General features: G+C 58.6%; 15 protein-coding genes. 1 reads left to right on the forward strand and 14 read right to left on the reverse strand.

Features of this window, described 5'->3' with window-relative positions:
* Positions 1 to 30: 30 nt before the first annotated feature.
* The 11 genes from E0L16_RS03100 to cysG form a co-directional block, all read right to left on the reverse strand.
* A complete protein-coding gene (locus tag E0L16_RS03100; RefSeq protein WP_063451884.1) occupies positions 31 to 657 on the reverse strand; it encodes a protein-L-isoaspartate(D-aspartate) O-methyltransferase in 627 nt (208 codons plus the stop codon).
* Complete coding sequence (gene surE, locus E0L16_RS03105) at positions 651 to 1,412, reverse strand: 5'/3'-nucleotidase SurE (protein WP_006811764.1); 762 nt, start codon at positions 1,410 to 1,412, stop codon at positions 651 to 653. The genes E0L16_RS03100 and surE overlap by 7 nt, the downstream gene beginning before the upstream one ends.
* Positions 1,393 to 2,442 (reverse strand): tRNA pseudouridine(13) synthase TruD, encoded by a 1,050-nt coding sequence (gene truD / locus E0L16_RS03110; RefSeq protein WP_131636303.1) that lies wholly within the window; start codon positions 2,440 to 2,442, stop codon positions 1,393 to 1,395. The genes surE and truD overlap by 20 nt, the downstream gene beginning before the upstream one ends.
* Entirely contained in the window at positions 2,439 to 2,918 is a 480-nt protein-coding gene (gene ispF, locus E0L16_RS03115; protein ID WP_063451887.1) for a 2-C-methyl-D-erythritol 2,4-cyclodiphosphate synthase, read from the reverse strand. The genes truD and ispF overlap by 4 nt, the downstream gene beginning before the upstream one ends.
* Entirely contained in the window at positions 2,918 to 3,628 is a 711-nt protein-coding gene (gene ispD, locus E0L16_RS03120) for a 2-C-methyl-D-erythritol 4-phosphate cytidylyltransferase (RefSeq protein WP_131636304.1), read from the reverse strand. The genes ispF and ispD overlap by 1 nt, the downstream gene beginning before the upstream one ends.
* Positions 3,629 to 3,647: 19 nt before the next feature.
* Entirely contained in the window at positions 3,648 to 3,959 is a 312-nt protein-coding gene (gene ftsB, locus E0L16_RS03125; protein ID WP_003862095.1) for a cell division protein FtsB, read from the reverse strand.
* 79 nt (positions 3,960 to 4,038) lie between these two features.
* Positions 4,039 to 4,365: a DUF3561 family protein gene (locus E0L16_RS03130; protein ID WP_063869363.1), complete on the reverse strand. Its 327-nt coding sequence runs from the start codon at positions 4,363 to 4,365 to the stop codon at positions 4,039 to 4,041.
* Positions 4,366 to 4,423: 58 nt separating this feature from the next.
* On the reverse strand, positions 4,424 to 5,029 hold the full coding sequence (gene cysC / locus E0L16_RS03135) for an adenylyl-sulfate kinase (RefSeq protein ID WP_131636305.1): 606 nt from the start codon (positions 5,027 to 5,029) through the stop codon (positions 4,424 to 4,426).
* Entirely contained in the window at positions 5,029 to 6,453 is a 1,425-nt protein-coding gene (gene cysN / locus E0L16_RS03140; RefSeq protein ID WP_131636306.1) for a sulfate adenylyltransferase subunit CysN, read from the reverse strand. The genes cysC and cysN overlap by 1 nt, the downstream gene beginning before the upstream one ends.
* A 9-nt stretch (positions 6,454 to 6,462) precedes the next feature.
* Positions 6,463 to 7,371: a sulfate adenylyltransferase subunit CysD gene (gene cysD, locus E0L16_RS03145; protein ID WP_008499613.1), complete on the reverse strand. Its 909-nt coding sequence runs from the start codon at positions 7,369 to 7,371 to the stop codon at positions 6,463 to 6,465.
* Positions 7,372 to 7,380: 9 nt separating this feature from the next.
* Entirely contained in the window at positions 7,381 to 8,739 is a 1,359-nt protein-coding gene (cysG, locus tag E0L16_RS03150; RefSeq protein WP_131636307.1) for a siroheme synthase CysG, read from the reverse strand.
* A gap of 237 nt (positions 8,740 to 8,976) precedes the next feature.
* Here cysG and E0L16_RS03155 point away from each other — a divergent pair, with 237 nt between their 5' ends.
* On the forward strand, positions 8,977 to 10,020 hold the full coding sequence (locus tag E0L16_RS03155; RefSeq protein WP_107533615.1) for an aminopeptidase: 1,044 nt from the start codon (positions 8,977 to 8,979) through the stop codon (positions 10,018 to 10,020).
* Between the two features lie 93 nt (positions 10,021 to 10,113).
* Here the strand turns inward: E0L16_RS03155 and cysH are convergent, their stop codons facing one another.
* The 3 genes from cysH to cysJ form a co-directional block, all read right to left on the reverse strand.
* Entirely contained in the window at positions 10,114 to 10,848 is a 735-nt protein-coding gene (gene cysH / locus E0L16_RS03160; protein WP_003862694.1) for a phosphoadenosine phosphosulfate reductase, read from the reverse strand.
* Between the two features lie 98 nt (positions 10,849 to 10,946).
* Positions 10,947 to 12,659, reverse strand: coding sequence for an assimilatory sulfite reductase (NADPH) hemoprotein subunit (gene cysI / locus E0L16_RS03170; protein ID WP_131636309.1), 1,713 nt, complete (start codon positions 12,657 to 12,659; stop codon positions 10,947 to 10,949).
* Positions 12,659 to 14,464 (reverse strand): NADPH-dependent assimilatory sulfite reductase flavoprotein subunit, encoded by a 1,806-nt coding sequence (gene cysJ, locus E0L16_RS03175; protein WP_131636310.1) that lies wholly within the window; start codon positions 14,462 to 14,464, stop codon positions 12,659 to 12,661. Before cysJ ends, cysI begins: the two co-directional genes overlap by 1 nt.
* Positions 14,465 to 14,525 lie beyond the last annotated feature (61 nt).

The following is a 14,525-nucleotide window of genomic DNA, read 5'->3' on the forward strand; positions in this document are numbered from 1 at the left end:
TGCCTTAATAACCCTGGAAAAATCCGAGTCTCAGGCCAGCTCACCCTTAACCAGGGGCACAAAGCGCACGGCTTCCACGGTATCGATAATATACTCGCCGCCGCGTCGACGAACGCGCTTCAAAAGCTGCTGCTCATCGCCGACGGGCAAAACCAGAATGCCGCCCTCGTCCAGCTGCGAGAGAAGTGCAGCGGGGATTTCAGGTGGCGCTGCCGTGACAATGATGGCGTCAAACGGGGCGCGAGCCTGCCAACCCTGCCATCCATCACCGTGGCGTGTCGATACATTATGTAAATCAAGCTGTTTCAGGCGACGGCGCGCCTGCCACTGTAACCCTTTAATCCGTTCCACCGAACAGACATGGTGCACAAGGTGGGCCAGGATCGCGGTTTGATACCCTGAACCGGTGCCAATTTCCAGCACCCGGGATTCTGGCGTTAATTCCAGAAGCTCCGTCATCCGCGCCACCATGTAGGGCTGCGAAATCGTCTGGCCTTGCCCAATGGGCAGCGCCACGTTTTCCCACGCTTTGTGTTCAAACGCCTCATCTACAAACTTCTCACGGGGAACCTGAGCAAGCGCATCCAGCACCTGCTCGCTGGCGATCCCCTGAGCGCGTAATTGTTCCAGAAGAGTTTGTACACGTTTACTTACCATTGCGCGTTCACTCCGACCCGATCTAACCAGTCCGACACCACATCATGCGCGCTATAAGCGGTTAAATCCACGTGCAACGGCGTAACGGAAACGTATCCCTCATCCACCGCAGCGAAGTCGGTGTCTGGCCCGGCATCGCATTTATCTCCCGGCGGGCCGATCCAGTACAGGGTATTGCCGCGCGGATCCTGCTGGGGAATAACCTGATCGGCAGGATGGCGACTCCCGCAGCGCGTCACGCGAATCCCTTTAATCTCGTCCAGCGGGAGATCCGGCACGTTAATATTGAGGATACGTCCGGTGCGCAGCGGCTCGCGGCCAAGCGCACGGAGAAGGGAGCAGGTCACCGCGGCGGCAGTGTCGTAGTGGGTGTGACCGTTTAACGAGACCGCCAGCGCCGGGAACCCCAGGTGACGCCCTTCCATCGCCGCGGCCACGGTACCGGAGTAAATCACATCATCGCCAAGATTTGGCCCGGCATTGATGCCGGAGACCACAACGTCCGGTCGCGGGCGCATCAGCGCGTTCACGCCCAGAAACACGCAGTCGGTCGGCGTCCCCATCTGAACGGCAATATCGCCATTCTCAAAGGTAAAGGTGCGTAGTGAAGACTCCAGCGTCAATGAGTTAGACGCGCCGCTGCGGTTACGATCGGGAGCCACGACCTGCACATCCGCAAATTCACGGAGGTGTTTCGCCAGCGTCTGAATACCTGGCGCATGGATCCCGTCATCGTTACTCAGCAATATTCGCATAATCACCCGACGTGTTGATAAGTTCCCTGACAACACTGGTGGCAAAGCTACCTGCCGGCAGCCAGAAGCGTAACTCGACGGTTACGTCATCCCACCAGTTCCAGCTCAGCTGTTGCGGGTAGAGGAGCATCGCACGGCGTGCCGCCTCGACCTTTTCCCGCACCAGCAATGATTGTAATTCCGGCGCATCCGCCACCGCTGACTCCTCAAAAACCCGCGCCTCGCCCTGGGTTCCCCAGTCGCCTGAGCCCGGCAAGGCGGCGGTGATCATCAGCGCTTTAGCGTCCACGCGCGACTGGACATCGGCCATCTCTTCGGCCGTTGCCACAAACCAGCTTCCGCGTCCCGCTAATTGTAGCGCATCGCCGACAACAACTTGATTCGCGTCCGGTTTTTTCAGCCGTTCGCTCACAATCTGATTAAACAACGCGCTGCGGGCTGCCGACAACCAAAAACTGCGTTTATTACGATCGCGCACCGGTGCATCGCTTTGCGCCCAGCGCAGCGCGCCCAGCAGGTTGCTGCCGCCGATCCCAAAGCGCTGCGCGCCGAAATAGTTCGGCACGCCGCGTTCGTTAATGGCCTTCAGGCGTTTTTCAACGTCTTCGCGGTCGGTCACTTCGCGCAGTACCAGGGTAAAGGCATTGCCTTTCAGTGCGCCCAGACGCAGCTTGCGCTTGTGGCGGGCGTACTCCAGCACCTTACAGCCTTCAAGCTCAAATTTGCTTAAATCAGGCATCGCATTGCCGGGCACGCGGGCACAAAGCCACTGCTCGGTCACGGCGTGCTTATCTTTCTGCCCGGCGAAGCTCACCTCGCGGGCGTGAATGTTGAGGTATTTTGCCAGCGCGTCCGCCACGAAGCGGGTGTTGCAGCCGTTTTTCAGGATGCGCACCAGAATGTGCTCGCCTTCGCCGTCCGGCTCAAAGCCGAGATCTTCCACCACCACGAAATCTTCAGGGTTGGCCTTCAGCAGCCCATTGCCCTGCGGTTTACCGTGCAGATACGTCAGATTATCGAAATCGGTCATTTGGCCGCCTTCACCAGCAGCGCCACGGCCTCACAGGCAATGCCCTCGCCACGGCCGGTAAAGCCCAGCTTCTCCGTGGTGGTGGCTTTGACGTTGACGTCGTCCATATGGCAGCCCAGATCTTCAGCAATAAACACGCGCATCTGCGGGATATGCGGCAGCATCTTCGGCGCCTGAGCAATGATCGTCACGTCAACGTTGCCGAGGGTGTAGCCCCTGGCCTGAATGCGGCGCCACGCTTCGCGCAGCAGCTCGCGGCTGTCCGCGCCCTTAAAAGCAGGATCGGTGTCCGGGAACAGTTTGCCGATGTCGCCCAGCGCGGCGGCACCCAGCAGCGCGTCGGTCAGCGCGTGCAGCGCCACGTCGCCGTCAGAGTGCGCCAGCAGGCCTTTTTCGTAAGGAATACGCACGCCGCCAATGATAATTGGGCCAACGCCGCCAAAGGCGTGTACATCAAAACCGTGTCCAATACGCATTATGCCTTCTCCTGAGAGGTCGTACGGGTAAGATAAAATTCCGCGAGCTGTAAGTCTTCCGGGCGCGTCACTTTTATATTATCAGCGCGCCCTTCAACAAGCGTGGGGTGAAAACCGCAATACTCCAGCGCCGAGGCTTCGTCCGTAATGGTCGCACCTTCTTTAAGCGCACGCGTTAAGCAGTCGTGGAGTAATTCGCGGGGGAAAAATTGTGGCGTCAGCGCGTGCCATAAATCAACGCGCTCAACGGTGTGCGCAATCGCCGGTTTACCCGGTTCGCCACGCTTCATGGTGTCACGCACCGGCGCGGCCAGAATACCGCCCACTTTACTGGTTTCACTCAGGGCCAGCAGACGCGACAGATCGTCGTGATGCAGACAGGGACGCGCGGCATCGTGCACCAGCACCCACTGCGCGTGTCCGGCAGCCTGAATGCCCGCCAGAACGGAGTCGGCCCGCTCGGCGCCGCCGTCAACAACGGTAATCTGAGGATGATTTGCCAGCGGAAGCTGCGCAAAACGCGCATCGCCGGGGCTGATGGCAATCACAACGCGCGTCACCCGAGGATGCGCCAGCAGCGCTGCCACGGCGTGCTCGAGGATCGTTTTATCACCAATTGAGAGGTACTGCTTGGGACACTCTGTCTGCATGCGCCGGCCAAAACCTGCGGCCGGCACCACGGCACAGACGTCCGAAAAAGTTGCTGCCATGTCGTAATCCTGGGCCTGATTATCGATTGTTTTGTGCGGAGCCCTGATTGCGTTTAGACGCATCCGGAACCAGACGATAAAACGTTTCGCCCGGCTTAGTCATACTGAGTTCATTGCGTGCGCGCTCCTCAATCGCCTCCTGGCCGCCATTGAGGTCATCAATTTCAGCAAAAAGTTGATCGTTACGCGCTTTAAGTTTGGCGTTTGTCGCCTGCTGTGCCGCGACGTCATCGCTCACCCGGCTGTAGTCGTGCAGTCCGTTTTTGCCGAACCACAGCGAATATTGCAGCCAGACCAGCAAAGCCAGCAACAGCAGCGTTAGTTTACCCATCCTGCCCCCTGAAAAAACGGCATCATCATCCCATAACTTTCCGCTGGACTCTACTGCGGGGTTTTAATTATGCCGTAAGTTAGCCCATCAGCCATAAAAACAGCAGACCAAAGATGACCACAACGGTGGCAATAGTGATGAGGGTACTATACAGGAGCTTGCCGTTAAAAAGGGAGTGCAGCGCAACGCCGACAACCACCGCAACGGGCATCAGCGCGAGGAAGAAAGGCCAGGTATAGAGGAAGAAGAAGAGTGTGTTTCCACCGTAGATCAAAAACGGGATACCCAGCGCCAGTAACCACGACACGAAGCCGACAATCGCCCCAGGAAAGGACCAGGTCGTCTCGTCGTCGGTCGTTAACGGTTCCGACCCGGTGGTAATAATGTAGTTTTCACTGTTGCGCATAGCTAATCCTGTGACCGTGACTCATCGCTCGGGAAGACAGCTCCCGAACGATACCGTCTCAGGATCTGATAATATCGTCCCGTCTGAGCAGGTCTAATAATTGGCTTACTAAATTTGTTACCAATTGTTGGCCTTCCAGATGAATCTCAGGGGATTCAGGCGCTTCGTAAACCGCGTCAATCCCGGTGAAGTTTCGCAGCTCTCCCGCGCGGGCTTTTTTGTACAGTCCTTTTGGATCGCGCGCTTCGCAGATCTCAAGCGGCGTATCCACAAACACCTCAATGAAGCGATTCTGCCCCACGCGCTCACGCACCGTCTGACGTTCAGCGCGGTGCGGCGAGATAAACGCCGTCAGCACCACCAGCCCGGCATCCGCCATCAGGCTGGCGACCTCTCCCACCCGACGAATATTCTCTTTGCGGTCAGCATCGCTGAACCCCAAATCACTGCACAGGCCGTGACGCACGTTGTCGCCATCCAGCAGATAGGTGCATACTCCCTGCTGATGCAGCGCCTCTTCCAGGGCGCCTGCCACCGTGGATTTACCGGAGCCAGACAGCCCGGTAAACCACAGCACAACCCCACGGTGACCGTGGAGCTGTTCGCGCTGGGCGACGGTGACCGGATGAGGATGCCAGACGACGTTCTCATCATGGGCAGCCATTACTTGCCTCCCAGCAGATCGCGTGCGCCCCAGTGCGGGAAGTGCTTACGCACCAGCGCGTTCAGCTCCAGTTCAAACGCGCTGAACTCAGAGGCCACGGCAGCCTGCGCGTTTGGCTCGCGCACCATCCCGGCACCGACGGTGACGTTCGTCAGTCGGTCGATGAAGATCAGCCCGCCCGTCACCGGGTTCTGCTGATATGGATCCAGCACCAGCGGCTCGTCGAAGGTCAGGTCCACCAGGCCAATGCCGTTCAGCGGCAGCTCGCTTACGTCGCGCTGGGTCAGGTTGTTGATGTCCACCTGGAACTGAATGCCGTCCACGCGGGCACGGGTTTTCTTCCCGGCAATTTTCATATCGTAGCTCTGGCCTGCGGTCAGCGGCTGTTCCGCCATCCACACCACGTCCACGGATGCGCCCTGCACCGCCGCCAGCGTTTCCTTCGCGTCAACCAGCAGATCGCCACGGCTGATATCAATCTCGTCTTTCAGTACCAACGTCACCGCTTCACCTGCCCCGGCTTCGTCCAGATCGCCATCAAAGGTAACAATACGGGCAATGGCCGATTCCACGCCGGACGGCAGCACCTTCACGCGCTGGCCCACGTTGACGGAGCCGGACGCAATGGTGCCCGAGAAGCCGCGGAAATCGAGATTCGGGCGGTTAACGTACTGCACCGGGAAGCGCATCGGCTGGGTCTCAACCACGCGCTGAATTTCAACGGTTTCCAGCACTTCCAGCAGCGTTGGGCCGCTGTACCACGGCATCTTCGCGCTCTGAGAGGCGACGTTATCCCCTTCCAGCGCCGAGAGCGGCACGAAGCGAATATCCAGGTTGCCCGGCAGCTGTTCAGCAAAGGTCAGGTAGCTCTGGCGGATCTCGTCGAATCGCGCTTCGCTGTAGTCCACCAGGTCCATTTTATTGACCGCCACCACCAGGTGTTTGATCCCCAGCAGCGTAGAGATAAAGCTGTGACGACGGGTCTGATCCAGCACGCCTTTGCGGGCGTCGATCAGCAGGATCGCCAGGTCGCAGGTGGAGGCGCCGGTTGCCATGTTGCGGGTGTACTGCTCATGCCCCGGGGTGTCGGCGATAATAAACTTGCGCTTCTCGGTGGAGAAGTAGCGATAGGCCACATCAATGGTGATGCCCTGCTCACGCTCCGCCTGCAAGCCGTCCACCAGCAGCGCCAGATCGAGTTTTTCGCCCTGGGTACCATGACGTTTACTGTCGTTGTGCAGGGAAGAGAGCTGATCTTCGTAAATCTGGCGCGTGTCGTGCAGCAAACGACCAATCAGGGTACTTTTCCCGTCATCAACGCTGCCGCAGGTCAGGAAACGCAGCAGGCTTTTGAACTGTTGGGCGTGCAGATAAGCTTCCACGCCGCCTTCATCGGCAATTTGTTGGGCAATAGTCGTGTTCATGGCGGCTCCTTAGAAATAACCCTGACGTTTCTTCAGCTCCATGGAGCCTGCCTGGTCGCGGTCAATCACGCGGCCCTGTCGCTCACTGGTGGTCGACACCAGCATCTCCTCGATGATCTCCGGCAGCGTCTGCGCGTTCGATTCCACCGCGCCGGTCAACGGCCAGCAGCCGAGAGTACGGAAACGGACCATCTGCTTCTTGATCACTTCGCCCGGCTGTAAATCAATACGATCGTCGTCGATCATCATCAGCATGCCGTCGCGCTCCAGCACCGGACGCTCGGCGGCCAGATACAGCGGAACGATTTCAATATTTTCCAGATAGATGTACTGCCAGATATCCAGCTCGGTCCAGTTGGAGAGCGGGAAGACGCGAATGCTTTCGCCCTTGTTGATCTGGCCGTTGTAGTTGTGCCACAGCTCCGGGCGCTGGTTTTTCGGGTCCCAGCGGTGGAAGCGATCGCGGAAGGAGTAGATTCGCTCCTTGGCGCGGGATTTCTCCTCGTCGCGGCGCGCGCCGCCGAAGGCCGCGTCGAAACCGTATTTATTCAGCGCCTGCTTCAGCCCTTCGGTTTTCATGATGTCGGTATGCTTGGCGCTGCCGTGCACGAACGGGTTGATGCCCATCGCTACCCCTTCCGGGTTTTTGTGCACCAGCAGCTCGCAGCCGTAGGCTTTGGCGGTACGGTCGCGGAACTCGTACATCTCGCGAAATTTCCAGCCGGTATCCACGTGCAGCAGCGGGAACGGCAGCGTGCCCGGATAAAACGCTTTACGCGCCAGGTGCAGCATGACGCTGGAATCTTTACCGATGGAATACATCATCACCGGGTTAGAAAACTCGGCGGCCACTTCGCGGATAATATGGATACTTTCCGCTTCAAGCTGCCGCAGGTGAGTCAGTCGTTTTTGGTCCATAACCGTTCCTTAAGCCAAATTGATAACAGAAGACCCGAAGCCTTCTGTGTCGGTTGTGTGCTGGAACCAGGCGAGCGTGCTGTGCAGCTGCACCACTTCTCCCACCACGATCAGGGCGGGCATCGGGGCATCTTTCGCCAGGGTTGCAAGGTCTTGTAATGTGCCGATAGCGACGTGCTGATCGACGCGTGTTCCGCGGGAAATCACGGCTACCGGCGTCGTCGCATCGCGACCGTGCTGAATAAGCTGTTCGCTGATGTCTGCCGCCTTCATCGTGCCCATATAAATCGCCAGCGTTTGTCGACTCTGGGCCAGATGCGACCAGTCAAACGGCGTGCTGTCGGCTTTATAGTGCCCGGTCACGAAGGTTACGCTCTGGGCGTAATCGCGATGGGTTAGCGGAATACCGGCATAGGCGGTGACGGCAGATGCCGCCGTAATGCCGGGGACCACCTGAAACGGAACGCCCGCTTCGGCTGCCGCCTGCAATTCTTCGCCACCACGTCCGAAGATAAACGGGTCCCCCCCTTTCAGGCGCACCACGGTCTTGCCCGCTTTCGCGGCGGCAATCAGCATCTGGTTAGTGTCGTGCTGCGGCACGGAGTGCTCGCCGGCGCGTTTGCCGACGCAAATTTGCTCCGCGTCCCGGCGGATCAGCTCGCGGATGCCGTCGGTGACCAGGTGGTCGTAGAACACCACGTCCGCATCCTGAAGCACCTGGAGGCCACGCAGCGTCAGCAGCCCGGCATCGCCCGGCCCGGCGCCCACCAGAATGATCTCCCCGCCCGTACTGCCGGGGTTATCCAGCTCGTCCTGGAGGACTTGCTGCGCCGCCGTCTCGTTGCCGGCATGCATCAGGCTGGCAAAGCGTCCGCGAAAAACGCGCTCCCAGAAGCGGCGGCGTTCCGCCACGCTGGTGAGACGGGTTTTCAGGTGGCTGCGCCAGTAGCTGGCTTTCTCCGCCATGCGTCCGAGGCTGGTTGGCAGCAGCGCTTCGATTTTTTCCCGCAGCACGCGCGCCAGCACCGGTGCGGTACCGCCGGAGGAGATCGCCACCAGCAGCGGCGAGCGATCAACAATCGACGGGAAGATAAATGAACACAGCGGCTGGTCGTCTACCACGTTAACCAGACGGTGACGGGCCTGGGCGGCGTCGGAGATGCGCCGATTGAGCGCCCGATCTTCGGTTGCCGCAATGACCAGCACTACGCTGTCTATCTGTGACGCTTCAAAATCCGCCTCTTCTACGACCTGCACCTGCGCCCCTGCGCGCTGCAAAAACGCGATTTTGCGATCGGCAATTTCACCCGTCCCGACAACCAGTACCGGTCGGTCTTTCAGGGTGGCAAAAAGGGGGAGATAGTCCACAGGCAACAACTCGCTAACAACAAGGAATAAGGGGACTATAGGGGGCGGCTTAGATCGAATGAAATTACGAATTGGAATGAGTAGTTACTCAATGGAATAACGCCGTGGAAAAGCAAATATCAAAAAGTGCTTAACACGCGAAATTTCGGGCATTTAAGAGCAATTCAAATTGTGTCTACCCGATCACAGTTTCATACTATGCGGGTTAAAATTTTGCTCTGTTTTTAAGGACTCACTATGTTTTCCGCAATGCGCCACCGATTCGTTGCCCTGGCGCTCGGCGTTTGCTTTATCCTTCCGGCTCAGGCAAAAAATCAATCTTACGGTGAAATAGCCAGTATGCAGGCACGGCATATTGCGACTGTCTTTCCGGGCCGCATGACCGGCACCCCAGCCGAAATGCTCTCGGCAGACTATATTCGTCAGCAGTTTGCGGATATGGGCTACGAAAGCAACATTCGCGCTTTTCACAGCCGCTACATCTTTACCTCACGGAATAAAACGCAAAACTGGCATAACGTGACCGGCAGCACGGTGATTGCGGCGCATGAGGGGAAAGCGGCTGAGCAGATTATCATCATGGCGCATCTTGATACCTACGCCCCGATGAGCGACGCCGATATTGACAATAACCTCGGCGGGTTGACGCTTCAGGGGCTGGATGACAATGCGGCAGGGCTGGGCGTCATGCTTGAGCTGGCCGAACGGCTGAAGAATATTCCAACGGAATACAGCATTCGCTTTGTGGCGACCAGCGGCGAAGAAGAAGGAAAACTCGGCGCTGAGAATCTCCTCAAACGTATGAGCCCTGCGGAGAAGAAAAATACGCTGTTAGTGATTAACCTCGATAATCTGATCGTTGGCGATAAGCTCTATTTTAATAGCGGACAGAGCACGCCGAGCAGCGTGCGTAAACTCACCCGCGACCGCGCGCTGGCGCTTGCCCGTTCGCATGGCGTCTATGCCGCGACAAACCCGGGCGGTAATCCGGATTATCCAAAAGGCACGGGCTGCTGTAATGACGGTGAAGTGTTTGATAAGGCCGGCATCCCGGTGCTGTACGTCGAGGCGACGAACTGGACGCTGGGCAAAAAGGACGGCTATCAGCAGCGCGCCAAATCAAAGGCGTTCCCGAACGGGACCAGCTGGCATGACGTGCGGCTGGATAATCAGCAGCACATTGATAAAACGCTGCCGCAGCGGATTGAGCACCGCAGCCGGGATGTCGTGAAAGTGATGCTGCCGCTGGTGAAGGAGCTGGCGAAAGCGGGCAAAGCCTGATGTCGTTAAGCCCGGTGGCGGTTACGCCTTACCGGGCCTACGTTTCGTGCCGTTATAGGCCCGGTAAGCGCAGCGCCACCGGGCGAAAAAACATTACCCTTCGTGCAGCCCGCACTCGCGCTTCAGCCCAAAGAATCGCGTCTCTTCTTCGGCCATTCCCGGTTCCCATTTGCGCGTGGTGTGGGTATCCCCCACTGACAGGTAGCCCTGATCCCACAGCGGATGGTACTTCAGCCCGTGTTTTTGCAGGTACTGATACACCGTGCGGTTATCCCAGTCGATGATCGGCAGCACTTTGAACACGCCGCGCTGCACAGCCAGTACCGGTAAGGTTGCGCGGCTCCCGGACTGCTCCCGGCGCAGGCCGGCGAACCAGGTCTGGGCGTTCAGCTCTTTCAGCGCCCGGTTCATCGGCTCGACTTTGTTGATTTCATTGTATTTCTCAATGCCTTCAACGCCCTGCTCCCACAGCTTGCCGTAACGCGCCTCCTGCCATGCCGCGCTTTCCGTTGCGCGATAAACCTTCAGGTTCAGCCTGAGCTTGTCTGTCAGCTCGTCGATAAACTGGTAGGTCTCCGGGAACAGGTAGCCGGTATCGGTGAGGATCACCGGAATGTCCGGACGGATCTGATTCACCAGATGCAGGCTGACCGCTGCCTGAATGCCAAAGCTCGACGAGAGCACGTAGTCTCCCGGCAGATTTTCCAGCGCCCAGGCCACGCGCCCTTCGGCGTCGAGCTTTTCCAGCTGGGCGTTGGTTTCTGCCAGGGCCAGAATGCGTTCGACTTTTGGCAGCGCATTCAGGGCGTTTAGATCGAGTACGGACATAAGAACCTCGTTTGCCTGTTTCGCCGGGCGGCACTGCGTTTGCCCGGCCTACAAACCCGTAGGCCCGGTAAGCGAAGCGCCACCGGGCAAAGGATGGGTTATTCCCAGAAATCCCGTGCGGGATCGAGCACCGGGCGAATGATACCCGCGCGTACCGTAAAGTCTCCGAAGCCTTCACCCGCTTCGCGCTCTTTTGCCCAGCGTCCGACAAGCACGTCGAGGGAATCGAGAATTTCCGGCTCGGTGATGTTCTCGCGGAACATACGCGGGATGCGCGTGCCGATACGGTTACCGCCCAGGTGCAGGTTATAGCGACCCGGCGCTTTACCCACCAGCCCCAGCTCGGCCAGCATCGCGCGACCACAACCGTTCGGGCAGCCCGTCACGCGCATAACAATATGCTCGTCCGGAATGCCGTGTTTTTCCAGAATCGCTTCCACTTTGTCGGTGAATGACGGCAGGAAACGCTCGGCTTCGGCCATCGCCAGCGGACAGGTCGGGAACGATACGCAGGCCATGGAATTTTCACGCTGCGGCTTCACCGCGTTCATCAACCCGTGCTCGCGCGCCAGCTCTTCAATTCTCGCCTTTTCGCTTTCCGGCACGCTGGCGACGATCAGGTTCTGGTTAGCGGTGATACGGAACTCGCCTTTGTGGATCTTCGCGATTTCCAGCAGGCCGGTTTTCAGCGGACGGCCCGGATAATCCAGAATACGGCCATTTTCAATGAACAGCGTCAGGTGCCAGTTATTGTCGATACCTTTGACCCAGCCGATGCGATCGCCGCGGCCGGTAAATTCATAAGGGCGGATCGGCTCAAATTTGATGCCCGCGCGACGCTCCACTTCTTCTTTGAACGTCTCCACGCCGACGCGTTCGAGCGTGTATTTGGTTTTCGCGTTTTTACGGTCGGTACGGTTGCCCCAGTCGCGCTGGGTAGTGACCACCGCTTCCGCCACGGCCAGCGTGTGTTCCAGCGGCAGGAAACCGAACTCGGTCGCGGTGCGGGCGTAGGTTTTCTTGTTACCGTGCTCGATGGACAAACCGCCGCCCACCAGCAGGTTAAAGCCGATCAGCTTGCCGTTTTCCGCAATCGCCACGAAGTTCATGTCGTTGGCGTGCAGATCGATGTCGTTCTGCGGCGGGATCACCACCGTGGTTTTGAACTTACGCGGCAGATAGGTCTGGCCGAGGATCGGCTCTTCATCGGTGGTGGCGACTTTTTCCTGATCGAGCCAGATCTCCGCATAGGCGCGGGTGCGCGGCAGCAGGTGCTCGGAAATTTTCTTCGCCCACTCATACGCTTCGGCGTGCAGCTCGGACTCGTACGGGTTCGAGGTGCAGAGCACGTTACGGTTCATGTCGTTGGCGGTCGCCAGCGCGTCCAGGCCCACGGAGTGCAGCATCTGGTGAACCGGCTTCACGTTCTTCTTCAGAATGCCGTGGAACTGGAAGGTCTGACGGTTGGTCAGACGAATGCTGCCGTAAATCGTGTTGTCATGGGCAAACTTGTCGATCGCCTGCCACTGTTTCGTGGTGATGATCCCACCCGGCAGACGGCAGCGCAGCAGCATTGCGTGACGCGGCTCCAGCTTCTGTTCTGCACGCTCGGCGCGGATATCGCGGTCGTCTTGCTGGTACATTCCGTGGAAACGGATCAGCAGGAAGTTGTCACCTTTAAAACCGCCGGTCAGGCCGTCATTCAAATCTTCGGCAATGGTACCGCGCAGGTAGTTGCTCTCTACCTTCATGCGCTCGGCATCAGTCAGTTTGCCTTCGACCACCAGTGGGCCAGGATGTTTTTCGCTCATTAGTAGACATCTCGCTGATAACGGCGCTCTACGCGCAGCTCACTTAAAAATTCATCCGCCGTTTCGGCATCCATACCGCCGAATTCGGCAATCACTTCCAGCAGTGCCTGCTCAACGTCCTTCGCCATGCGATTGGCGTCGCCGCAGACATAAATGTGTGCACCGTCATTGATCCAGCGCCACAGCTCTGCGCCCTGTTCGCGCAGTTTGTCTTGTACGTAGACTTTTTCTTTCTGATCGCGGGACCAGGCCAGATCGATGCGGGTCAGCACGCCGTCTTTGACGTAGCGCTGCCACTCCACCTGGTAGAGGAAATCTTCGGTAAAGTGCGGGTTGCCGAAGAACAGCCAGTTTTTACCCGGCGCGCCGTCTGCCGCACGCTGCTGCATGAAGGCGCGGAACGGCGCAATGCCGGTGCCCGGACCAATCATGATCACCGGCGTTTCCGGGTTCGCCGGCAGGCGGAAGTTGTCGTTGTGCTCGATAAAGACGCGCACCTCGCCCTCTTCTTCAACGCGGTCGGCAAGGAAGCTCGACGCCCCGCCCGCCCGCGCACGACCTTCGATATCGTAACGCACCACGCCGACGGTGATGTGGACTTCGCTTTCCACTTCAGCCTGAGAGGAGGCGATGGAGTAAAGGCGCGGCGTCAGCGGACGCAGCAGGCCAATCAGCGCGTCGGCATCCAGCTGTGCCGGGGAGAAACGCACCATATCGACAATCGGGGTTGTCGCGGCGTAATGCTGTAACTTCGCCTTATCCCCCACCAGCGGCAGGAGGGACTCGCTGCGCGTTAAGGTGGCGTAGTTTTCCACGATGTTAGCGGTATTAACCGTCAGTTCGAAATGCCACTGGAGCGCCTCGGAAAGCGGTAGCGTTTTGCCTTCAACGGAGACCGGCTCGGTGCCTTTCAGCCACAGCAGCTCGACGAGCTCTTGCACCAGCGCCGGATCGTTCTGATACCAGACGCCCAGCGCGTCGCCGGGCTGATAGCGCACGCCGGCATCGCCAAGCTCGATCTCAATATGGCGCACGTCTTTTTCCGAATCGCGGCCGGTGATTTTCTGGTTCACCGACAGGCTCGCCGTCAGCGGACTCTCTTTGGTGTAAGGGCTGGTGTGGATCTCGTTGACGGTGCCCGCTGCGGTAACGGCAGCCTGCGCCGGCGTCTCTTTCGGGACGCAGGCTTTCAGCACCTCAACGATGCGCGCGCGCCATTCGGCGGCGGCGGCCTGGTATTCCACATCCGCGTCTACGCGATCCAGCAGGCGCTCGGCGCCCAGCTCCGCCAGCTTGCTGTCGAAGTCTTTACCGGACTGGCAGAAGAATTCATAGGACGTATCGCCGAGGCCGAACACGGCAAAAGCCGTGCCCTCCAGCTTTGGCGCTTTTTTCGAGAACAGGAACTTGTGCAGCGCGACGGCTTCTTCCGCAGGCTCACCTTCCCCCTGCGTTGAGGCGACAACCACCAGCAGCTTTTCTGACGCGATTTGTTTGAATTTATAATCCCCGGCGTTCACCAGGTTTACGTTCAGCTTCGCGGCGAGCAGGTCATCACGCAGCGCTTCGGCCACGCGACGGGCATTGCCCGTTTGCGAGGCAGAGATCAGCGTGATGGCAGGAATTTCAACGGCAGTTGGCGGTACGCCAGCCACGGCACCCGGCTGCTGGTTCAGCATTCCCCAGAAATAGCCGGAAACCCAGGCGAGCTGGGTGGGTGAAAAATCGGAAGTCGCGGCCTGTAGGCGCGCCAGTTGCTCCGGGTTGAGGGGAAGCAAATTTGAAGGTGGGGCCTGTGTTGTCATGCGTCGTTATGTTCCAGTAGCAAAGCGGACTTTAAGCGAATAAATCCAAACTGAAGATAAG

The organism is Enterobacter quasihormaechei (genome assembly GCF_004331385.1).
In the GTDB taxonomy this organism is placed as follows: Bacteria; Pseudomonadota; Gammaproteobacteria; order Enterobacterales; family Enterobacteriaceae; genus Enterobacter; species Enterobacter quasihormaechei.

Coding starts and splice junctions, on each gene's coding strand:
- E0L16_RS03100 (WP_063451884.1), bottom strand. CDS start 657: ATGGTAAGTAAACGTGTACAAACTCTTCTGGAACAATTACGCGCTCAG.
- cysD (WP_008499613.1), bottom strand. CDS start 7,371: ATGGACCAAAAACGACTGACTCACCTGCGGCAGCTTGAAGCGGAAAGT.
- cysJ (WP_131636310.1), bottom strand. CDS start 14,464: ATGACAACACAGGCCCCACCTTCAAATTTGCTTCCCCTCAACCCGGAG.
- ftsB (WP_003862095.1), bottom strand. CDS start 3,959: ATGGGTAAACTAACGCTGCTGTTGCTGGCTTTGCTGGTCTGGCTGCAA.
- cysC (WP_131636305.1), bottom strand. CDS start 5,029: ATGGCTGCCCATGATGAGAACGTCGTCTGGCATCCTCATCCGGTCACC.
- E0L16_RS03130 (WP_063869363.1), bottom strand. CDS start 4,365: ATGCGCAACAGTGAAAACTACATTATTACCACCGGGTCGGAACCGTTA.
- truD (WP_131636303.1), bottom strand. CDS start 2,442: ATGACCGATTTCGATAATCTGACGTATCTGCACGGTAAACCGCAGGGC.
- ispD (WP_131636304.1), bottom strand. CDS start 3,628: ATGGCAGCAACTTTTTCGGACGTCTGTGCCGTGGTGCCGGCCGCAGGT.
- cysN (WP_131636306.1), bottom strand. CDS start 6,453: ATGAACACGACTATTGCCCAACAAATTGCCGATGAAGGCGGCGTGGAA.
- cysH (WP_003862694.1), bottom strand. CDS start 10,848: ATGTCCGTACTCGATCTAAACGCCCTGAATGCGCTGCCAAAAGTCGAA.
- surE (WP_006811764.1), bottom strand. CDS start 1,412: ATGCGAATATTGCTGAGTAACGATGACGGGATCCATGCGCCAGGTATT.
- cysI (WP_131636309.1), bottom strand. CDS start 12,659: ATGAGCGAAAAACATCCTGGCCCACTGGTGGTCGAAGGCAAACTGACT.
- ispF (WP_063451887.1), bottom strand. CDS start 2,918: ATGCGTATTGGACACGGTTTTGATGTACACGCCTTTGGCGGCGTTGGC.
- E0L16_RS03155 (WP_107533615.1), top strand. CDS start 8,977: ATGTTTTCCGCAATGCGCCACCGATTCGTTGCCCTGGCGCTCGGCGTT.